The sequence below is a fragment of the Burkholderia sp. IO2 genome (assembly GCF_029522185.1).
Classification (GTDB): domain Bacteria; phylum Pseudomonadota; class Gammaproteobacteria; order Burkholderiales; family Burkholderiaceae; genus Burkholderia; species Burkholderia cenocepacia.
The window spans coordinates 64,762-84,421 of the sequence record NZ_JAKWFH010000017.1; the positions used below are offsets into that span (position 1 = coordinate 64,762).

18 protein-coding genes and 1 riboswitch are annotated in these 19,660 nt (G+C 68.0%); of the genes, 9 read left to right on the forward strand and 9 right to left on the reverse strand.

Going from position 1 to position 19,660, the window contains the following annotated elements; translation table 11 throughout:
• Positions 1-71: 71 nt before the first annotated feature.
• Positions 72-175, forward strand: a riboswitch (Fluoride riboswitch).
• Positions 176-254: 79 nt separating this feature from the next.
• Together MMB92_RS13325 and MMB92_RS13330 are read left to right on the forward strand one after the other, a co-directional pair.
• Positions 255-1,496 (forward strand): voltage-gated chloride channel family protein, encoded by a 1,242-nt coding sequence (locus MMB92_RS13325; RefSeq protein ID WP_059722551.1) that lies wholly within the window; start codon positions 255-257, stop codon positions 1,494-1,496.
• 88 nt (positions 1,497-1,584) lie between these two features.
• Complete coding sequence (locus MMB92_RS13330) at positions 1,585-2,169, forward strand: hypothetical protein (RefSeq protein ID WP_006497323.1); 585 nt, start codon at positions 1,585-1,587, stop codon at positions 2,167-2,169.
• A gap of 18 nt (positions 2,170-2,187) precedes the next feature.
• Here the strand turns inward: MMB92_RS13330 and MMB92_RS13335 are convergent, their stop codons facing one another.
• The 3 genes from MMB92_RS13335 to MMB92_RS13345 all read right to left on the reverse strand — a co-directional run bounded on the left by MMB92_RS13335 (position 2,188) and on the right by MMB92_RS13345 (position 5,556).
• Positions 2,188-2,901 carry a riboflavin synthase gene (locus MMB92_RS13335; protein ID WP_006497322.1) on the reverse strand — a complete coding sequence of 238 codons (714 nt, stop codon included), beginning with the start codon at positions 2,899-2,901 and terminating at the stop codon, positions 2,188-2,190.
• A 124-nt stretch (positions 2,902-3,025) separates the two neighbouring features.
• Positions 3,026-3,598: a GNAT family N-acetyltransferase gene (locus MMB92_RS13340; protein ID WP_006487806.1), complete on the reverse strand. Its 573-nt coding sequence runs from the start codon at positions 3,596-3,598 to the stop codon at positions 3,026-3,028.
• A gap of 95 nt (positions 3,599-3,693) precedes the next feature.
• The gene (locus MMB92_RS13345; protein ID WP_059722555.1) at positions 3,694-5,556 is read right to left on the reverse strand and encodes an ABC transporter ATP-binding protein; all 1,863 of its coding nucleotides are present in this window, start codon (positions 5,554-5,556) and stop codon (positions 3,694-3,696) included.
• A 482-nt stretch (positions 5,557-6,038) separates the two neighbouring features.
• Between MMB92_RS13345 and MMB92_RS13350 the strand changes: the two genes are divergently transcribed.
• Entirely contained in the window at positions 6,039-6,920 is an 882-nt protein-coding gene (locus MMB92_RS13350) for a Dyp-type peroxidase (protein ID WP_012493176.1), read from the forward strand.
• A 97-nt stretch (positions 6,921-7,017) separates the two neighbouring features.
• Here MMB92_RS13350 and MMB92_RS13355 read toward each other — a convergent pair whose 3' ends face one another.
• Together MMB92_RS13355 and MMB92_RS13360 are read right to left on the reverse strand one after the other, a co-directional pair.
• Positions 7,018-7,419 (reverse strand): OsmC family protein, encoded by a 402-nt coding sequence (locus tag MMB92_RS13355; RefSeq protein WP_058902850.1) that lies wholly within the window; start codon positions 7,417-7,419, stop codon positions 7,018-7,020.
• A 98-nt stretch (positions 7,420-7,517) separates the two neighbouring features.
• On the reverse strand, positions 7,518-8,441 hold the full coding sequence (locus MMB92_RS13360) for a LysR family transcriptional regulator (protein ID WP_006487817.1): 924 nt from the start codon (positions 8,439-8,441) through the stop codon (positions 7,518-7,520).
• Positions 8,442-8,937: 496 nt separating this feature from the next.
• On the opposite strand from MMB92_RS13360, the gene MMB92_RS13365 reads away from it, so the two are divergent.
• The 6 genes from MMB92_RS13365 to MMB92_RS13390 all read left to right on the forward strand — a co-directional run bounded on the left by MMB92_RS13365 (position 8,938) and on the right by MMB92_RS13390 (position 14,992).
• Positions 8,938-10,014, forward strand: a complete 1,077-nt coding sequence (locus tag MMB92_RS13365; protein ID WP_006487833.1) for a helix-turn-helix domain-containing protein — start codon at positions 8,938-8,940, stop codon at positions 10,012-10,014.
• Positions 9,963-11,279: an Nramp family divalent metal transporter gene (locus MMB92_RS13370; RefSeq protein WP_043205679.1), complete on the forward strand. Its 1,317-nt coding sequence runs from the start codon at positions 9,963-9,965 to the stop codon at positions 11,277-11,279. Before MMB92_RS13365 ends, MMB92_RS13370 begins: the two co-directional genes overlap by 52 nt.
• Before the next feature lie 80 nt (positions 11,280-11,359).
• On the forward strand, positions 11,360-11,950 hold the full coding sequence (locus tag MMB92_RS13375; RefSeq protein WP_059722558.1) for a phosphatase PAP2 family protein: 591 nt from the start codon (positions 11,360-11,362) through the stop codon (positions 11,948-11,950).
• A gap of 490 nt (positions 11,951-12,440) precedes the next feature.
• Positions 12,441-13,229 (forward strand): SDR family oxidoreductase, encoded by a 789-nt coding sequence (locus tag MMB92_RS13380; protein ID WP_006497301.1) that lies wholly within the window; start codon positions 12,441-12,443, stop codon positions 13,227-13,229.
• Between the two features lie 37 nt (positions 13,230-13,266).
• Entirely contained in the window at positions 13,267-14,283 is a 1,017-nt protein-coding gene (locus MMB92_RS13385; protein ID WP_006487809.1) for an NADP-dependent oxidoreductase, read from the forward strand.
• Positions 14,284-14,479: 196 nt separating this feature from the next.
• The gene (locus tag MMB92_RS13390) at positions 14,480-14,992 is read left to right on the forward strand and encodes a hypothetical protein (protein WP_060268371.1); all 513 of its coding nucleotides are present in this window, start codon (positions 14,480-14,482) and stop codon (positions 14,990-14,992) included.
• Between the two features lie 46 nt (positions 14,993-15,038).
• Here the strand turns inward: MMB92_RS13390 and MMB92_RS13395 are convergent, their stop codons facing one another.
• The 4 genes from MMB92_RS13395 to MMB92_RS13410 form a co-directional block, all read right to left on the reverse strand.
• Positions 15,039-16,091, reverse strand: a complete 1,053-nt coding sequence (locus tag MMB92_RS13395; protein WP_006487821.1) for an AI-2E family transporter — start codon at positions 16,089-16,091, stop codon at positions 15,039-15,041.
• 235 nt (positions 16,092-16,326) lie between these two features.
• Positions 16,327-16,911, reverse strand: a complete 585-nt coding sequence (locus tag MMB92_RS13400; RefSeq protein WP_006479499.1) for a YSC84-related protein — start codon at positions 16,909-16,911, stop codon at positions 16,327-16,329.
• A gap of 64 nt (positions 16,912-16,975) precedes the next feature.
• Entirely contained in the window at positions 16,976-17,362 is a 387-nt protein-coding gene (locus MMB92_RS13405) for a DUF883 family protein (RefSeq protein WP_006487804.1), read from the reverse strand.
• Positions 17,363-17,659: 297 nt separating this feature from the next.
• Positions 17,660-19,516 (reverse strand): ExeM/NucH family extracellular endonuclease, encoded by a 1,857-nt coding sequence (locus tag MMB92_RS13410; RefSeq protein WP_277562724.1) that lies wholly within the window; start codon positions 19,514-19,516, stop codon positions 17,660-17,662.
• Positions 19,517-19,660 lie beyond the last annotated feature (144 nt).

Genomic DNA, 19,660 nt, shown 5'->3' on the forward strand with positions numbered 1-19,660 from the left:
CGGGCACGCGCTGTCGCTGCGTGGCGGCGCGGCGCCTGCATTGCGTGCGTGGCGCGGCGTCGCGTACAATGGCGGCCTGCGGAGATGGCATGCCTCCCTGCGGTCGTTGCCGGCGCGTAGCGTGCGGTGCGGCCCTCAACCGCCGGTTTGCCCGGCTGATGATGCCTGCGTGTTCCTGGGTCGTCAGGAGGTCGCAGGCCGTCCACGCGGTATTCTGCCGCCCAGGTTTTGATGTTCCGTCGAATCTGGAAATCATGTTTTTCACGACTTCTGCCGATCTGTTCGCGACCGCGCGCTACGTGTGCCGCTGGCTCGCGCTTTCAGCCCTGCTCGGCGCGCTGGCCGGCACGGCTTCCGCGCTGTTCCTGATCGCGCTCGACTGGGCGACCGGTACGCGTGTCGCGCATCCGTGGCTGCTGTGGGGGCTGCCGGCCGCCGGTTTCGCCACCGGCTGGATCTACCATCGATTCGGCCAGTCGGTCGCGCGCGGCAACAACCTGCTGATCGACGAGATTCACGACCCGAAGGCGCTCGTGCCGAAGCGGATGGCGCCGCTCGTGCTGGTCGCGACCGTCGTCACGCACCTGTTCGGCGGCTCGGCCGGCCGCGAGGGCACGGCCGTGCAGATGGGCGGCGCGCTCGCCGATCGCGTCACGCACGTGTTCCGTCTCGATCGCGAACATCGCCGCGTGCTGCTGATGGGCGGCATCGCGGCCGGCTTCGCGTCGGTGTTCGGCACGCCGCTCGCGGGCGCGGTATTCGGGCTCGAGGTGCTCGCGATCGGGCGCGTGCGGTACGACGCGCTGCTGACCTGCGTCGCGTCGGCGATCGTCGCGGACGTCGTGTGCCGCGCGTGGGGCGTCCATCACACGGCCTATGCGATTCCGTTCGTGCCGGCCGTATCGGCGACCGGGCTGGCCGTGACGGTCGTCGCGGGCATCGCGTTCGGCGTGGTCGGGCGGCTGTTCGCGTTTGCGACGCATGCGCTGACCGCGTGGTTTCGCCGCGTGATCCGCTATGCGCCGCTGCAGCCCGTGCTCGGCGGCCTGATGGTCGCCGTGGCCGCGACCGTGTTGAACGTGCCGCAGTATCTCGGTCTCGGCATCCCGACGATCGAGGCCGCGTTCCACGGCCCGCTGCCGCTTTACGATTTCGCGGGCAAGTTCGCGTTCACCGTCGTCACGCTCGCGTCGGGGTTCAAGGGCGGCGAGGTGACGCCGCTGTTCTACATCGGCGCGACGCTCGGCAATGCGCTCGGCCAGGTGTTGGCGCTGCCGGCGCCCGTGCTCGCGGGGCTCGGCTTCGTCGCGGTGTTCGCGGGCGCGGCGAACACGCCGATCGCGTCGACGATCATGGCGATCGAACTGTTCGGCGCGGATATCGGCGTGTATGCGATCGTCGCCTGTGTCGTCGCGTATCTGTTTTCGGGACACGCGGGGATTTATCGCGCACAGCGTGTGGCGGTAGGGAAGGGCGCGCAGGTGGAGGCGGAGTGACGCAGGGTGGCAGCCGTGGTGCGAAGTCGTTCGAGCGCGGCGGCCCCGTGCGATATCCGGAGTACAAGAATCGACTGACGGACGCTCAATGACACTGGAAGACTTTCTGACCGAAGCGAAGCGCCTCGCCAGGCCGTGCCACGCGTACCGCTTCGCGGCCGGCGGCGAACCCGTCACCGGCTACTGGCATGGGATCGACGCCGGCGCGTCGTGCATCTCTGTGGAGCGCGACGGCGCCTGGCTGAACGTGTATCTCGACGAAAGCGGTACGGGCGGCCGCGTGGAGACTTCCACGCAACCTGTCCGCTCGGATCACCCGCTGTGCCGATCCGGTGCAACGTCGCTTCCGCCCGTCGATGCGGTGTTCCGCTTCGGCTCGGCCGCGATCGGCGCGTACCTCGACGCACACGGCTGGCAGCGCGACTGGGGATTCAACGACAACTTCAAGGGCGCGGCCGCGCACGACTACGCGCGCGAATGGATGGCGCAATGCCCGCTCTACACGGGCGGGGTGGTGGCCGTCACGGGCGGATGGAACATGCCGTGGCCCGACGACGACTGGCATGAACTGACGGACCTCGACCTCGTCCTCTGGACATTCGAGGAGTCGGAGCCGTGGATCGAGGTGTTTTCCGACGGCACCCGGTTCTCGGTGATCCAGCGGATCACCTAGCACGGTGGAAATTCGCCGTTACTGCTTCGGCAGCCGCGCGACGTTGCGCGCCAGCAATTCCTCGATATCGATGCCTTTTTCCGCCAGCAGCGCGGTGACGACGCCGTTCAATTCGCCGAGCGTCTCCTTGACCGATTCCCGGATCGTATCCACGACGACCTGGGTGCTGCGTTCGATCTCGATGTTGACCTTGTCGTTGACGCCCTTCGCATCGAACGTGGTCGCGCGGCGCGTTTCGGGAATCAGCCAGACCTCGAACCAGCCTTCGTCGCGATTGACGTCCGACACGGTGAGGCTGCAGCCGTTGATCGCGATGTAGCCCTTCGCGAACACATAGCGCTTGAACTCGGCCGGCACGCCGATGCGGATCATCCGGTTGTGTTCGGACGATGCGATGTGCACGATGGTCCCCGTGAAATCGACGTGACCGGACAGCGGATGCCCGCCGATCTCCGCGCCGTCCTTCGCGGCCCGCTCGACGTTGACGCGCGCGCCGGTCGTGAGGTCGGCCAGCGTGGTGATCCGCAGGCTCGGCAGCATCACGTCGAAGTCGATCAGCACCGGCGAATGGATGGTCGTCACCGTCAGGCACACGCCGTCGACCGACACGCTCGCACCGATCTCGATATCGTCGGTGAACCGCTCGGGGAATGCGATGCTGAACGTCCTCAGCTCGCCGTGATCCTTGATGGCGTTGATGGTGCCAACACCCTGAACAATGCCTGTAAACATGGTCTGCCTTTCGTCGCGAATTGCCTGGCCGACATGATAAGTGATCCACGGGAGGGGCGCGTGTCCGCGGCGGTCTGACGGCGGCAGGCCGCTTTCATGGAAGTCCCCGCCATGGGCCGGATCACTACGAACAAGGTCGATCGTCGCGAGTTTGCCGCCTATGCCTGCCCGGGCTTTCGCAGGTCACCGGTGCCGGTATCTGATAAACGACCGACACGAATTTCGGGGTCTCGCCACGGCCCGTTACAGTGCCGCCGAGGGACTCGGCGATACGTCGGCTCGGATGGTTCTCCTCGGCAACGGGATAGTTGAAGCGCCGGACGTTGAGCGTCACGCACGCCCATTCCACGACGAGCCTGACCGCCTCTCGTCCGATCCCTTCGCGATGCCGATCTTCGCGGATCCAGACGCCCAGTTCCGGGATGGCCTGCTTGACGTGATGAATCCCCACCAGGCCGAGGAAGGTTCCACCGTCGCGTTGTCGAATCACGAACACGTAGTCTGTGCCGTCGGTTTGTGCATGCAGCCACGTCTGCCAGACGCGATCGAAACTTTCCCTGTTCGCCGGAGGGTCCCAGCCCATATAGCGAGTCAGCGACGGCGTAATGCATGCAAGCGTCGCATCCGCGTCGTTCGCCGAAAACGGTGCGAGCGAAAGGCGATTCGATTCGATACGGGTTTCGTCCGGTTGAAACATCATTTCCTCGTCGTGCGTCGATCACGCCAATCGGATCGCCGGCATGGCCCGGCGATTGAAGCCATGTCGCCGGGTCATGTGACGACCTGCCTGCATCAAACCTCCGCCGGCTCTCCCAACGGCCCGGCATCGCGATCGGCCACGCGCCGCGGCGAATCGGCGAGCCCTTTCGCCAGCTCCAGCGCCTGCCGCTCGAACAGCCGGCGGTAGATGCCGCCGTCGATGCGGATCAGCGCGTCGTGATTGCCTTCCTCGATCACCTTGCCGCGATCGAGCACCAGCAGCCGGTCGAGCGAGCGCACCGTCGACAGCCGGTGCGCGACGACGAGCGTCGTGCGGCCGACCATCAGCCGCTCCATCGCCTGCTGGATCAGCAGCTCGCTTTCGCTGTCGAGGCTCGACGTCGCTTCATCGAGGATCAGGATCGGCGCATCGGCGAGGAACGCACGCGCGATCGCGACGCGCTGGCGTTCGCCGCCCGACAGCTTGATCCCGCGTTCGCCGACCAGCGTGTCATAGCCGTCCGGCAGTGCGACGATGAAGTCGTGCGCGCTGGCCAGGCGCGCGGCGCGCTCGATGTCCGCGCGGCTCGCATCGGGGCGTGCATACGCGATGTTCTCCGCGAGCGTGCGGTGAAACAGCACGGGCTCCTGCTGGACGATCGCGATCTGGCTGCGCAGCGAATCCTGCCGCACCTGCGCGATGTCCTGGCCGTCGATCGTGATGCGGCCGCCCGACACGTCGTACAGGCGCTGGATCAGCTTGATGAACGTCGTCTTGCCCGACCCCGAATGGCCGACGAGGCCCACGCGTTCGCCGGGCGCGATCCGCATCGAGAAATCGTCGTACAGCGGCACCGGATGGTTGCCGTAGCGGAACGTCACGTGCTCGAAGCGGATCTCGCCTTGGCCGATCCGGATCGCCGGCGCGCCGGGGCGATCGTCGATGCCGAGCGGCTGGCGTTCGAGCGCGACGAGTTCTTCCATGTCGTTTACCGAGCGCTGCAGGTTGCGGATGTGCATGCCGACGTCGCGCAAATAGCCCTGCAGCATGAAGAACATCGTCAGCGCGAATGCAATGTCGCCGACGCTCGCTTCGTTGTTCACCCACAGCCGCAGCGCGACGCCGATCATCGCGGCCTGCATCGCGACGAGCATCGCACCCTGCAGCCCGCCGTTGAACGTGCCGCGCACCCACGTGCGGCGCGTGCGCTGCCGCCACTTGCCGATCACGCGCGCGAGCCGCGCTTCCTCGCGCGTTTCCGCGCCGAACGCCTTGACGACCGCGTTGCAGCTCACCGCGTCGGCGAGCGCGCCGCCCATCCGCGTATCCCACAGGTTGCCGAGCCGCGCGGCCGGCGCGACGATGCCGAGCGACACCGCGACCGTCACCGCGATGTACAGCAGCGAACCGGCGCCGACGACGAGCCCCATCACGGGCCAGTGCGTGCCAAGCAGCACGGTCGCGCCGACCAGCATCGTGACCGACGGCAGCAGCGCGATCAGCACGGTGTCGTTGAGCAGGTCGAGCGCCCAGATCCCGCGGGTGATCTTGCGCACGGTCGAGCCCGCGAAGCTGTTCGCGTGCCAGTCGGTCGAGAAGCGCTGCACGCGGTGGAACGACGCGGCGGCGATCTCGCTCATCATCTTCAGCGTGAGCGTGATGATGTTCAGGTAGACGCCCTGGCGCAGCACGGTCGCGCCGATGCCGAGCGCGGCGAGCGTGCCGAACGCGGCGAGGGCCGAATGCCACGCGGCGGCGCGGTCGGTCAGGCCGGTCGACAGCGCGTCGACGAGGCGGCCGGCGAACAACGGCGTCAGGACGTCGGCGAGCGCGGCGAGCAGCGCGAGGCCCGCGACCGCGGCGATGCGCGCCGGCTGCTTGCGCCAGTAACGAATGGTGAAGCCGAAGACGGCCTGGAATGCATGGCCGCCCAGATGGGAGGTTTTTCTGGTCATGTATCGTTGCCCGGCGCATCGCGCGACGGGGCTTTCCGGTTCGGAGAACGTCGAAAACGCAACAGCCGGGCCGCGCGAAACACGCGGGCGGAACGAAACGGGCTGTCGGGAAAAGCGCGGCTGACGGGTCAGCGGAAAACTCGGGAGCCGGCGCGGACGGCGGGCTGGATCAGCTGCGCCGTGGGACCACGTTCGGGAAGGTGGCTGGCATTCGGAACATCTGCACCTCCCTGAAGTGAACGGTTGAAAGGACGCCGAAAAGACGTGCAAGGATTCTATCAGGACAGCCGCGCACGCTGCAACGTCTGACGAATGCGGCGTTGCAGCGTCGATACGGTTAGTATTCGGGGTTTTGGCCCCTTTTCGCGGACGTTGTGCGCTGGCAGACCGGGGCCGGCGCGCGCATCGATTACACTTGCGCGTCCGCGGCGCGCGACGAGGCGGCCCGTACAGATTCACTTCGAACCATTCCCGAGGAAACGATGAGCGACGTTCAGCAAGGCATCCTGGCTCCGATCGATACGGCAGCGCGATACCTCACTTTCACGATGTCGAACGACGGCAATGTCGCGGCGGCGCTGGCCGCGCTGCGCGAGATCGTCGACGGACGCGACACGGTCGTCGGTTTCGGGCACGCGCTGGCTGCATACCTCGGCCATCCGGTGCCGGGCCTGACCGACTACCCGGCGTTCGCGGTGAACGACCGCACGCTGCCGATGACGCCGGCCGACGTATGGGTCTGGCTGCGCTCGGACGATCGCGGCGAGATCGTGCTGCGCGCGCGGGCGATCGAGCGCGCATTGGCGCCGGCGTTCGTGCTGCAGGAGGCCGTCGACGGCTTCCGCTATTCGAACGATCGCGACCTGTCCGGCTACGAGGACGGTACCGAGAACCCGGAAGGCGACGACGCGGTGGCCGCGGCGATCGTGACGGGGCAGGGCGCGGGGCTCGACGGCGCGAGCTTCGTCGCGGTGCAGCAGTGGCTGCACGACTTCGACCAGATGGAGCGCATTGCGTCGGGCGACATGGACCACATCATCGGGCGCCGCCGGTCGGACAACGAGGAACTCGACGACGCACCCGAATTCGCGCACGTGAAGCGCACCGCGCAGGAAAGCTTCGAGCCCGAGGCGTTCATGCTGCGCCGTTCGTCGCCGTGGTCGGACGCGCGTCGCGCGGGCCTCTACTTCGTCGCGTTCGGCTGCTCGTTCCGCGCGTTCGACGTGCAGATGCGCCGGATGAGCGGCGCGGAAGACGGGATCGTCGACGGCCTGTTCCGCTTCACGCGGCCGCTGACGGGCGCGTATTTCTGGTGCCCGCCGATGAAGGACGGCAAGCTGGACCTGTCCGCGCTCGGACTGTAAGCGCCGGGCGGGATCGATGAACGGGCGGGGCGCGCACGGATGCGCGCCCCGCCCGTTTCGTTTGTCAGGCGGCAGACCGGACGGCCCGCCGCGTGCGTCAGTTCAGCGTCGTTTCGATCCGCGTGCCGCGCTTGATGAACTGCGTCACCGGGGTTTTCTCGCAGATTTCCGCGAGACGCTGGCGTTGCGCATCGTCGAGCGGGCCGTCGAGCGTGACGACGCGGCGCACGTATTGCACACCTTCGCGATCGGCATGCAGCTCGGTGCGCACGGCGATGCGCGCGGCCGGCCACGTCTTGCGCTGCATGTACATGCGCAGCGTCGCGGCCGTGCATTGCGCGAGCCCGGCCAGCACGAATTCGTATGGCGCCGGCCCGCGATCCTGGCCGCCTTCGCGCGGCGCTTCGTCACCGGTCAGCGCATGCGTGCCGGCCTGCAACTGGACGACGTAGTTGGGCGCGTCGGCATCGAGGACGGCGGCGGCGTGGATGAGCGACATGGCAAGTCTCCGGTAAGCGGATCAAGGAAAGCGGGCGCCGCATGGCGGCGTGCAGCCGTCAGCATACCGTCCCGTTCGCGCGGGCGCCTGCTGCGCTGCTACGCGTCGGCGATGCCGGCGCTGCTGCGCACGAGCGCGGCGATGCGTTCGCGCACCCACTGATGCGCGCGATCGGTGTCGCGCGATTCGTGCCAGTACGCGAGCAGCGGAAACGGCTTGAGCCGCAGCGGCAGCGGTCGCACGACGATCGGCAGCAGCGCGGCCATGCGCAGCGCATAGGTGTGCGGCAGCGTGACGAGCAGGTCGCCGGCCGCGGCGATCTGGCAGGCGGCGAAATAGTGCTGGCACGTGAGCCGGATGTCGCGGAAGCGTCCGTCGTTGCCGAGCAGGACGTCGAGCGATTGCGGCTCGCCGAGCGACGACACGGCGATATGCTGCGCCGCGAAATAGTCGCTGCGTCGCAGCGCGTCGCGCGCGAGCGGATGATCGCGGCGCAGCGCGACGACGAGCGAATCGTCGAGCAGGTGTTCGGTGGCGATGCGCGGGCCGGTCTGTACGCGCCGGTCGACGACGAGGTCGAGATTGCCCGAAGCGAGCTCGCGCTCGATGTCGGATACCGCGATGCGCCGGCTGACGAGCCGCAGGCCCGGCGCTTCGTCGGCGAACGCGGCGACGATGCGCGGCAATGCGATGGATTCGAGCACGTCGCGAATGCCGACCGCGATGCTCAGGTCGAGCGTCGCGGGATCGAAGGCGGCCGGATCGCGCGCGGTGCCTTGCAAGCCTTTCAAATGCAGCTGCACGTCCGCGATGATCGACCGCGTGCGTTCGGTCGGCACCACACGGTTGCCCTGGCGCACGAACAGCGGATCGTCGAAATGCGCGCGCAGCCGGTTGAGCGCATGCGTGACGGCCGGCTGCGTGAGATGCAGCGCGCGGGCGGCCGCGCCGATGCCGCCGTGCACGTAGACGGCGTCGAGCACGCGAAACAGGTTCAGGTCGAGACGGTGAGCGGCGGGCACGGAGCGCGGGCGGCGTGGTGAAGGACGATCGATTCTAAAGGATGTGCAGGCAACGGATGCGCCGGTTGACATGCGCGGCGATCGCGCGCGTTCGATGCGTGTCGATGCCGTTCGGGCCGATACGCGAACGTCTGTTTTGCCGATGGACATCGCCCTCGAATACGCCTGTCATTACCCCCGTCATTGCGGATGACGGCCGCAATAATCGACCGCATCGCATACGCGATTCTGTGCCGGCATACCAGCGGCGGGCAGCAGCCTGTAGTAATCCGCCATCATGCTGTCCCCGTCGGCCATTTCGCGCCAAAGGCGCTACCCGTTCGGCTAAGATGCCGTCGCTTCATATTTCGGGATAGCCGTCCTGTCGCACGCATTCAAACCAAATATAAGCCTGACAGTTCGACGGTATTAGAAGAAGTCGAACAAGTCGGGGGCTTGGCCAGTGAATGCAGCAGATCAGCGGTGGGTCGTTATCTATTTGAGTACGGGGTTTTCGTTGGCCCAGGCCGCGCGCCTCGGCGAAGCTTTCAATCTGGCGAATCGCCTGCACGCGTACAGCGCGGATTACCAGCTGAAGTACGTCTCCGAAAGCGGGGGACTGTTGCAGTCGTCGTCCGGCGTGCGCATCGCGGCCGATCCGCTCGGCGACGAACACAGCCGCCGGGCGCTCGCGTTCTTTCATCTTCATGGCGAGCGCGCGGCCGTCAACTGGGACGACGCCTTGCAGCGGCGCCTGACCGACATTCGCCGGCATGCGCGCTGGATCGTCGACGCGATGGATCTGCCCGCGCTCGCCGCCACGCGACGGCCCTCGTCGGCGATCGACGTGCGGCCGGGCAGGGCCGCGCGCCGCGCCACCACGACGATCGAATTGCAGGCCGGCGAGACCGACGTGTTCGCCGCCGCGCTCGACATGTTCCGCGTCGACCTCGGCGACAGCGCCGCGCAGGAGATCGCCAGCAACATGATGCGGCCGGTCGAGCAGCGCTATGCGCAGTCGATGTGGGCGTTCCGCGAACTGAGTGCGAGCCCGTCGATCCGGATGTCCGCGCAACGGCTGCGCGCGCAGAGCGTGAACCGCATCTCGATTGCGAGCGCCGCGCAGGCGGCCGCGATGAGCGAGCGCAATTTCCTGCGGCGCTTCAAGAAGGAAATCGGCGTGACGCCGACCGAGTTCGTCCAGCACGTGCGGCTCGAACGGGCGTGCCACATGCTGATCCATACGACGCTGCCGGCCGACAAGGTCGCGCGGCGCACCGGCTTCGGCAGCGGCGAGCGGCTCGCGAAGCTGTTTCGGCAGCGGCTGCTGATGTCGCCGACCGAGTTTCGCGTCGCCGAGCGGGAAAAGATCCTCGCGCAGGGCGCGGCGTCGCCCGTTCCGGACGAAGGACGAGCCGCCGCATGTTGCGACGGCGACGGCGACGTTGACGGAGCGGGGTGCGACGCGTGCGTGGTCGCGCACGATAAAACGGGACGGATACCCGTAAAATCGACGGATCGCGATCTCGATTCCCGGTTTCCATGCCCTTCCTCCCCACTACCGCCACCGCCCCTTTCTGCCCGTCGGAAGTAAAGGGCAGCATCACGATCGACGCCGCCGCGCCGCGCTGGCAGAAGCTCAGGCGTTTCTTCGGCCCCGGCCTGCTGGTCGCGATCGGCTACATGGACCCCGGCAACTGGGCGACCGATATCCAGGCCGGCTCGCAGTTCGGCTATTCGCTGCTGTGGGTCGTCGCGTTCTCGAGCCTCGCGGCGATCTTCCTGCAGATGCTCGCGGCGCGGCTCGGTCTCGTCGCGGGCAAGGATCTCGCGCAGGCCAGCTACGACCGCTACGGCCGGTTCGGCCGCGTCGTGCAGTGGATCACGGCCGAGGTGTCGATCATCGCGTGCGACATCGCGGAAGTGCTCGGCTGCGCGCTCGCGTTCAAGCTGCTGCTCGGCGTGCCGCTCGCGTGGGGCGTCGTGCTCACCGCGCTCGACACGGTGATCGTGCTCGGCCTGCAGGGCAAGGGGTTCCGGCAGATCGAGGCGATCGTGCTCGGGCTGATCGCGACGATGGCGTTCTGCTTCGTCGCGCAGGTGGCGATCACGCCGCCCGACTGGCATGCGGTGGTCGGCGGGCTCGTGCCCGGCGATCCCGGTCACGACCGCAAGGACGCGATCGTGCTCGCGCTCGGCATCGTCGGCGCGACGATCATGCCGCACAACCTGTATCTGCATTCGTCGGTCGTGCAGACGCGGCACGTCGTCGGCGGTGCGCGCGGCGTGATCCGCGACACGCTGGCGCTGGTGCGCATCGATACCTGCGTGTCGCTGTTCGTCGCGATGCTCGTCAACGCGGCGATCCTCGTCGTCGCGGGCGCGGCATTCCATGCGACGGGCCAGCACAACGTGACCGACATCGAGCAGGCGTACCGGCTGATCACGCCGATCGCCGGCGGTGCGGCCGCGCTGTTGTTCGGCATCGCGCTGCTCGCGTCGGGTCAAAGCTCGACGCTGACCGGCACGATCGCCGGCCAGGTCATCATGGACGGCTTCCTGCATACGAAGATCCCGTGTTACCAGCGCCGGCTGATCACGCGCGGGCTCGCGCTCGTGCCGGCGCTGATCGGCGTGCTGTGGCTCGGCGACGGCTCGGTCGGGCAACTGCTCGTGTGGAGCCAGGTGCTGCTGAGCCTGCAGTTGCCGTTCGCGATGTGGCCGCTGATCCGCTCGGTCAGCGATCGCCGCACGATGGGCGAGCACGCGATCGGGCGCGGGATGCAGGTGGCCGCGTGGGCGCTGTTCGCCGTGATCACCGGCACGAACCTGCTGTTGATTACCGGTGTCGCCGGTTGATACAGCCTGTCACAGGCTGACACAGGCACGCTGCGTGCCTGCGGTAAACTGCGGTCTTTCGATCGTCTCCGAAGTCCATCATGTGGAGTGAAATCAGCAACATCGGCGATGCCGCGCTGACCCTGCCGATCGCGTTGACCTGCGCGGCGTGGCTCGCGCTGACCGACTGGCGCCTCGCCGCCCGCTGGGGCGTGCTGCTGGCCGCCGGGATGGGCGTCGTCGGCGCCACGAAGATCCTGTATGCCGGCTGCGGCATCGAGCTTGCGCAGTTCGATTTCCGCGTGATCAGCGGCCATACGATGCTGTCGACGTCCGTATGGACGGTCGCGCTGTCGATGCTGTGGCAGGCGTTCCGGCACGGCAAGGCGCCCGGCATCGCGGCCGGGCTGGCCATCGGCGCGATCACGGCCGTTGCCCGCGTATTCGATCACTCGCACACCGTGCCGGAAGTCGTCGTCGGCTGGGTGCTCGGCGCGCTGGTCGCGCTGGTGTTTCTGCGCGGCTACGACGGCGTGCGGCAGCGCGCGTTCTCGCCGCGCGTCGCGGCGGTCTGCCTGTTGCTCGTGTCGGGTATCGCGTACGGGCACCGTGCGCCGTTCCAGCAGATGATCGACACGCATTCGCCGCAACTCTGCGCGTTCGTGCGCGCGCCGTCGGGCGACGGCTTCTGACGGTTGCCGATGGCGGGCGCTGCGGCCCGCTTTCCTGCCGCCGGCGTTCGTCCGGCGCTTTCCGGCGCTTTCCGGCGCGGTGCAGGATTCGACGCCGGATCATCTTCTCGATGGCTTCCTCGCCCACGCGGAACGCAACGCCCGTTATCCCGATAATCGACGAGCCGACGCAGCCCATCCGACCGGTCGCGCCGTGCTGTTCGCGCATGGGCGCCGGTACGTTCGGCTCATGAACGGTGCCTATGGCCGGGCATAACGAATATTCATTTCATCGATCGGCGGCATTCGCGTACGCTGGCTGTCGTTCGAGCGCGGGCGCGCCGCCCGGCCGGTCCGGCGCGCGCCGCGTTCATCTCGATATACTCCCGGAATCCGTGCGGCGCGCCGTCATGTCGGCGCAGCGGCGACCGGCGCACGTCGGTTGGCAGCGACACGGAAACCCCGTCGCGGCAGCGTTCCGCGACGACGATTCACGACAGGAGCTGGTCACATGACAATCGTTTCTTCGCGCCTCGCTGGCAAGTGCGCATACATCACGGGCGCCGCCGGCGGCCTCGGCCGCGCGATCGCGCGCCGGATGGTCGAGCAGGGCGCGCGCGTGTTCCTGACCGACATCGCGGAAGCGGCGGTGCTCGACGCGTTCGCGCAGGAACTCAACGCGGGCCACGCGACACCGGTCGCGTTCGCCGCGACCCAGGACGTGCGCGACGAAGCGCGCTGGCAGGCGCTGCTCGCGCAGGCGACCGATGCGATGGGCGCTCTGTCGGTGCTCGTCAACAATGCGGGCGTCGGCTCGATCGGTTCGCCCGCGCAAATCGAGCTGGACGAATGGCGCCGCGTGATGGCGATCAACGTCGAGAGCATCGTGCTCGGCTGCAAGCACGCGCTGTCGTATCTGGCCGAGAGCCATCCCGCGTCGATCATCAACATCTCGTCGGTCGCCGCGTTCAAGGTCGAGCCGGATTTCACCGCGTACAACGCATCGAAGGCGGCGGTCGCGTCGCTGACGAAGTCGATCGCGATCGACTGCGCGCGGCGCGAGATCGACGTGCGCTGCAATTCGATTCACCCGGCGTTCATTCGCACGGGAATCGTCGAGCCGCTGTTCCAGTCGCTCGGCGAACGCGACGCGACGCGCAAGCTCGCGCGCGGCATTCCGCTGCGCCGGCTCGGCGAGCCGGACGACGTGGCGCATGCGGCCGTGTATCTCGCGTCCGACGAGAGCCGTTTCGTGACGGCCGCCGAACTCGTGATCGACGGCGGCATGTGCGCGGTCTGACGCGCATCCCGAACGACAACGATTGGAGGAGAACATCATGTCGACACCCGTGAACCGCCAGCTGCTGCTGAAGACGCGCCCGGAAGGGCGGGTCGGCCGCGACCATTTTTCGCTCGTCGAGACGCCGGTGCCGGCGCTCGCCGACGGCGAGGTGCTCGTGCGCGTGCTGTACCTGTCGATGGACCCGACCAACCGCGTGTGGATGAGTGACGTGCCGCAGTACCTGCCGCCCGTCGCGATCGGCGAGGTGATGCGCGCGCTCGGGATCGGCCGCGTGGTCGCGTCGCGCCATGCAGGTTTCGCGGAAGGCGATCTCGTGCAGGGGCTGGTCGGCTGGCAGGACTACGCGGTCGTGCCGGCCGAGCAGGCCGCGCAGCTCGTGAAGCTGCCCGCGCAGTCGGGCCTGCCGCTGCCGACCCTGCTCGGCGCGTGCGGGATGAGCGGGCTGACCGCGTACTACGGGCTGACCGACATCGCGCCGGTGCAGCCGGGCGAAACGCTCGTCGTGTCGGCGGCGGCCGGCTCGGTCGGCTCGATCGCCGGGCAGATCGGCAAGATCCACGGCGCGCGGGTGGTCGGCATCGCGGGCGGCGCGGACAAGTGCCGCTACCTGACCGACACGCTCGGCTTCGATGCGGCCGTCGACTACAAGGCCGACGATTTCCGCCAGCAACTGAAGGCGGCGACGCCGGACGGCGTGCACGTGAACTTCGAGAACGTCGGCGGCGAGGTGATGCGGGCGGTGCTGTCGCGGATGGTGATCGGCGGGCGCGTCGCGCTGTGCGGCGTGATCTCGAACTACAACAGCGGCCGCGCGGCGGACGACGTCGGCGTGCTGATCTCGAAGCGATTGACGATGCGCGGCTTTCTGATCCTCGACTACCGCAAGAGCCGCGAAGCCGTGCAGACGCTCGCGGGCTGGCTGCGCGACGGCCGGCTCAAGGCCGAGGAAACCGTGGCCGACGGTCTCGAAAACGCCCCTGACGTGCTGAACCGCCTGTTCGACGGCGACCATCGCGGCAAGCTCGTGCTGCGCGTCGATCCGCACGCGTGACGGGCGTGCGACCTCGGTCGCACCGCGCAGCGGGGCGGTGCCGGCCGCGCTGAGTTCGATCAATTCGGCTGCAGTTTAGGACTTGTCCCATATATTGTTCGGGCCGCTCTCCCTACAGTGATTGCCAGCACACAGGCGGCGTGACCGACGCGTCACGCCGCCTGTTTTTCTGGTGACGCGGTAGAGGGGAGGAACCATGCGGAACAACGCGAAGCGGTCGGCAACGGCAACGGCAGGAGGCGCCGGCGTCGTGCGGAAGATGCTGTTCGGGCTCGGTGTCGTACTCGCGATGTCGGCTGCCACGTCGAACGCGATGGCGGCTGGGCAGCCCGCGTCGGATGGCGTCGTCCGGTTCACCGGCTCGCTCGTCGATCTCTACGACGTGACGCTCGATGCCCCGGTGGGTGTGCCCGTCGACGCGGAGCAGGCGGTCGACGGCAGAGCAACGGCCACGGTCCGGTTCGATGCGCATGGCCGGCGTTTGGCCGGTGCGCAGGTGGCGCTGGTCGGGCCCGACGGCGCGCCGTTCGCGCCCGAGAGCGGCACGGCGGTGCGTGCCACGTGGCGCGATGCGCATACCGGGCAAAGCGTGCTGCTGGCGCCGGGCCGGGTGCAGCGCGTCGGCCCGTATGGCGGCGTGATGACGGTCGCGGCGGATGAAGCAACGAGCGCCGTGGCGCCCGTCCTGATCCATATCCGTCATCCTTGACCGGCGCTTTCCGCAGGCGTGCGGAGCGCCGGCGGCCGGACGTGCGTCATTCGCCCTGTTCGGAGCGTGCGTAGATGTCCCAACTGGCCATGAACAGCGCGGCGACGAGCGGCCCGATCACGAAGCCGTTGATGCCGAACAGCGCCATTCCGCCGAGGGTCGAGATCAGCACGACCCAGTCGGGCATCTTCGTGTCCTTGCCGACGAGGATCGGGCGCAGCAGGTTGTCGACGAGGCCGATCACGCCGACGCAGAACGCGACGAGGATCACGCATTTCCAGACCGCGCCAATCATCAGGAAGTAGAGCGCGGCCGGTACCCACACGAGGCTCGCGCCGATCGCAGGCAGCAGCGACAGGAACGCCATCAGCGCGCCCCACAGCACGACGCCCTCGATCCCGAGGATCCAGAAGATCAGGCCGCCCAGCGCGCCCTGGACGAGCGCGACCGCGATGTTGCCCTTCACGGTGGCGCGCACGACGGTCGTGAATTTCGCGAGCAGCAGGTTCTTGTGCTCTTCGTCGAGCGGCAGCGCGCGGCGCACGCGCCGGCCGATCTCGCCGCCGTCGCGCAGCAGGAAGAACACCATGTACAGCATCACGCCGAAGCTCACGACGAACTGGAACGTGTTCTGGCCGATGCTGAGCGCCTGGGCGGCCGCGAACTGGCTGATCTGCGCGGCGCCGTCGGTCAGCTTCTTCTGGATGCCCGGGATGTTGGTCAGCCCGTACTTCTGCAGCAGGTTCTGGATCGACGTCGGCAGCGCGTGAATGATGTCATGGAAGTACTGCGAATAATTCGGCTGCGCGTCCTTGAGCTCTTGGTACACGTATGCGATTTCCTGCACGAGCGTCGCCGTGACGAACACGAGCGGCAGGATCACGATCAGGATGATCAGCGACATCGTGACGAGCGCGGCCAGGTTGCGCCGCTTGCCGAAGCGTGCGGCGAGCCAGCGTTGCACGGGTTGGAACAGGATCGCGAGTATGGTGCCCCAGAACACGGCGCCGGAGAACGGCGCGAGGATCCAGCACAGTCCGACGGTGACCGCGAACAGCAGGAAGTAGAAGAATTTTTGGTGGTCGTGTCCGCTATCCATGGGTGACATTCGCGCAGATTGATGCGTGGTTTGATTGAATCTCGTTGTCCCGTGCGCGATCGGTTCGCGAACGTCACGGGTTCGCGGCGCAATGCGCCGCCGGGCGGCCCATGCGGAGTATGCCCGCAAAGGTGCCGCCATCATAGCCGCTGCGTGAGACACATGCGAAAACGCCGCGGCCGGGGCCGCGGCGCTGCCGGGAAGCGAACGCGGCGCGAGGCCGCGTACCGCGTCGTCAGATGTTGAGCTTGGTGACCTTCGTGCCGTTCACCGACAGGTCGCCCATCAGGCCCGCGTTGGTCAGGACCAGCACTTCCACCGGTGCGGTAGCCGTGTTGGAGTCGACCGCGCCGTTCGCGCCGACCTTCACGACCGCGACCGATGCGTCGGCGCCGGCCGACCAGCCGTCCGACTTGCGGAACGAGTCGAGCGCATCCTGCGTCATGAACAGGAACACGACCGCCTTCGACTGCGCGCCGGCCTGCAGGCCGACCGACAGCGACGACGTGTTGTAGTAGCCGACGGTGCTGCCGCCGACCCGCAGCGCGCCGTTGCCGGACTGGGCGCCGACGATGAAGCCGGCCTGCAGCACGTTCGGGAACACGAGGACGCCGCGTGCTTTCGAGACCAGGTCGCGCGAACCCGGCACCGTCGAATACAGGCGCGACAACGTGGCGTTCACGCTGGCGTCGATCGACTGACGCTTCGACGCGCTGGCCGCGGCGCTATCGGGTTTGCCGGACGTGGTCGTGCAGCCGGCGAGGGCGAGGCTGCCCAGCATCACGGCGGCGGCGGCTTTCATGGCGAGGGACTTCTGCATGGCGGTTCTCCTTCGTTGTCTGATGGATGACGGGCGGGGCGGGCGGCGTTGCACGCGGCCCCGTTCAACGGCGGGAAAGGAGCAGGCCCGCAACGAACGCGAGGCCCGCGACGACGCCGGCGGTTTGCCAGGGGTTGTCGTGCACGGCCTGCGATACGCGTTCGGCCGAATCGCGCAGCCGGGCGGCCGCGCTGCCCGACGCGTAGTCGAGCGCGCTGCGCGCTTCATCGAGCCGCGATTGCACGCGTTTGCGCAGGGCGGCGATATCGCCATCGCCATCGTTCTTCAGCAGATCTTCCAGTTCGTCGACTAGCCCGCGCAGATCGTCGGTCACGTCGGCATGCAGGTCGCGGGCCGCCGAGCGCGTCGTGCGGCCCACGCGCCGGCCGGTGCGACGGATGTCGGACAGGCCGCGGTCCAGCTTGTGTTCGATCGAGTCGGTAAGCGCCATGGTGTTTATCCTCCTTTGATTCCAGGCAATTTGAAGATAAGACGAATCGCAGCAACTGATGTGATTCACTTGATCCGATTGAGTTTCGAGACAAATTTTCAATGCGTCGGCAGGATCGCCGGGGAGCCCCGTCGCGCGGGGCCGCGCAGCGGTTGAAAAAATTTCGCGTGTCGGGGCGGTACAGCGTGTCGAGCAGCGGGGCGCAGTGAAGGTCCGGTAAATATGGCGTCGCCAGGGGCATCAGGTAAATAGTGCCGTTGCAGGTTGGTTGTTGATGCAAATGCACTACTCGACGCGTCATCGATGCGCACGATTTGTGCCCGGTGCCGGTTGCGCGGCGGCGTCGTCCAGCGCGACGTCGATGACGACGGGATCGTGGTCCGACGAGCGGTAGGCGTCGGGTGCGTAATAAGTCGACCGGCGCGCGGACGTTTTGTAATCGGGCACGGGTTGCAGAACGAGCGGTTCGTCGGCGTTGATGTGCCAGAACCGCACGGCTTTCACGCGCGCGGCGAGCGGCGGCGTGGCCAGCGCATGGTCGAGATTGCCGGCTTCGCCGCGAAATACGTAGCTGTACGCAGCATCGCCGACGAAGCGCGCCGCCAGGTTCGCGTAGCCGCGCGCCTCGAGCGCGCGAACCGGGTCTTCCTTCGCATAACTGTTCAGATCGCCGATCAGCAGCACGCCGCCGGCGGCGACGCCCGTCGGCGAGGTGGCGAGCCAGTCGGCGACGCGCGCGGCGGCCCGCGTGCGCGCCGCATTCCAGCAGCCCTGGCCGTCGGACTGGTCGAGATTGGCGCCGCTCGCGTGCGGGCAATTCTTCGACTTCAGGTGATTGACCGCGACGGTGAAAGCGTGCGTGCCGCCGATGCGCCGGAACGTCTGCGCGAGCGGCGGGCGATGGCGGCCGCCGAGGGCGACGGTGGCGGCGCGCCCGACCGGCTCGACCGTGCGGCTGTCGTACAGCAGTGCGACCGCGATCGCGTCGCGACCCAGCCGCGCGGTGCCGGGGTCGACCGTGCGCCAGCCGTCGCCGAGCTGCGCGGCGAGCCGCCGGATGGCGCTCGCGTCGCCGTGGCCGTTGTTCGCGATTTCCATCAGCCCGATCACGTCGGCGCGCAGCGCGCGCAACGCCGCGACGATCTTCGCTTCCTGCCGTGCGAACGCGGCGGGCGTTTTCGCGCCGCGGTTGCCCGGCGCGTCGAATCCGCCGCCATGGCCGTCGCCGTTGAAATAATTGAAGACATTGAACGACACGACGCGCACGTCGGCATCGGGATGCCGGGCCGGTGCCGCGCGACGCGGATTCGCGGCGGGATCGAAGACGGGCGCCGCGCCGGCCACCGGCTGCAGCCGCCAGGTGCCGTAGCGCCATTCGAGCACGCCTTCGACGCCGCGTACCGTATAGCCCGCGCGCAGCGTGTTGGCGGCGCTCAGCGCGGGCGGCGGATATTGGACGGTCGCCGGGTCGCGCCGGTTCGACCCATCGTCGAGCACGATGCGGTTCAGTGCGTTGGCCGCGGCGTGCGCGGCGGCGTCGGCCGGCGGCCCGACCTGGGTCGGCGTGCGCAGCCGGCCGTTGCTCAGCACGATGCTGCCGTAGCGGCCGAGTTCGTGGGTATCGCTGACCGTCAGCGTTTGCGGCAGGCGTACGCGCATCGCTTCGTGCGCGGCCAGGACGGCCGGCGACGCGACCGGCAGCGTGAGCGTCGCCGGCGTGACCGTCTGCCCGCGCGCGCAGACGGCCATGCCGCCCGTCAGCGTGAATTGCGTGCGGCCGTATTGCTCGTCGACCTTGCCCGTCAGATGCACGAGATCGCCGGGCGCCGCGCGCGCGTTCGGTGCGTAGACGAACAGGCCTTCCGGGATACCCGGCCGGCGCCGCCGCTGCGCGTCGGCCTGCTGGACGAAGAAGCCGCCCAGGCCGTCGGCGCCACCGAACGCCGCGGTGACGACCGCTTCGATCGACGTCGTTTGCCCGGCGAGCGGCGACGGGCCGCCGGCGCGACGGATCTCGGCGATCGCCGTGGCCGCGCCGCCGCAGCCGCTGCTGACCGGCAGCGCGGCGGCGGGCCGGGCACAGAGGGCCACGGACAGCCCGACGGACGACGCCACGAACGGCGCGACGGCAAACAGGGGAAGCGGGCGTGACATGAGACGGTCCACAGGATCAAAATCCGACAGTTCGGGACCGCATCTTGAAGGCAAAATGTCAGGCTGCGGCCGAAATGGCCGTCCGGCCAGTACCGATTGGCCAACGATGCGGCAAGCCGCCTCGCGGCTGTTACGCTTTCGCAC

Bases quoted from the DNA above. Each gene is read 5' to 3' on its own strand.
- MMB92_RS13325 (WP_059722551.1), top strand. From the start codon at position 255: ATGTTTTTCACGACTTCTGCCGATCTGTTCGCGACCGCGCGCTACGTG.
- MMB92_RS13330 (WP_006497323.1), top strand. From the start codon at position 1,585: ATGACACTGGAAGACTTTCTGACCGAAGCGAAGCGCCTCGCCAGGCCG.
- MMB92_RS13335 (WP_006497322.1), bottom strand. From the start codon at position 2,901: ATGTTTACAGGCATTGTTCAGGGTGTTGGCACCATCAACGCCATCAAG.
- MMB92_RS13340 (WP_006487806.1), bottom strand. From the start codon at position 3,598: ATGTTTCAACCGGACGAAACCCGTATCGAATCGAATCGCCTTTCGCTC.
- MMB92_RS13345 (WP_059722555.1), bottom strand. From the start codon at position 5,556: ATGACCAGAAAAACCTCCCATCTGGGCGGCCATGCATTCCAGGCCGTC.
- MMB92_RS13350 (WP_012493176.1), top strand. From the start codon at position 6,039: ATGAGCGACGTTCAGCAAGGCATCCTGGCTCCGATCGATACGGCAGCG.
- MMB92_RS13355 (WP_058902850.1), bottom strand. From the start codon at position 7,419: ATGTCGCTCATCCACGCCGCCGCCGTCCTCGATGCCGACGCGCCCAAC.
- MMB92_RS13370 (WP_043205679.1), top strand. From the start codon at position 9,963: ATGCCCTTCCTCCCCACTACCGCCACCGCCCCTTTCTGCCCGTCGGAA.
- MMB92_RS13375 (WP_059722558.1), top strand. From the start codon at position 11,360: ATGTGGAGTGAAATCAGCAACATCGGCGATGCCGCGCTGACCCTGCCG.
- MMB92_RS13380 (WP_006497301.1), top strand. From the start codon at position 12,441: ATGACAATCGTTTCTTCGCGCCTCGCTGGCAAGTGCGCATACATCACG.
- MMB92_RS13385 (WP_006487809.1), top strand. From the start codon at position 13,267: ATGTCGACACCCGTGAACCGCCAGCTGCTGCTGAAGACGCGCCCGGAA.
- MMB92_RS13390 (WP_060268371.1), top strand. From the start codon at position 14,480: ATGCGGAACAACGCGAAGCGGTCGGCAACGGCAACGGCAGGAGGCGCC.
- MMB92_RS13395 (WP_006487821.1), bottom strand. From the start codon at position 16,091: ATGGATAGCGGACACGACCACCAAAAATTCTTCTACTTCCTGCTGTTC.
- MMB92_RS13400 (WP_006479499.1), bottom strand. From the start codon at position 16,911: ATGCAGAAGTCCCTCGCCATGAAAGCCGCCGCCGCCGTGATGCTGGGC.
- MMB92_RS13405 (WP_006487804.1), bottom strand. From the start codon at position 17,362: ATGGCGCTTACCGACTCGATCGAACACAAGCTGGACCGCGGCCTGTCC.
- MMB92_RS13410 (WP_277562724.1), bottom strand. From the start codon at position 19,516: ATGTCACGCCCGCTTCCCCTGTTTGCCGTCGCGCCGTTCGTGGCGTCG.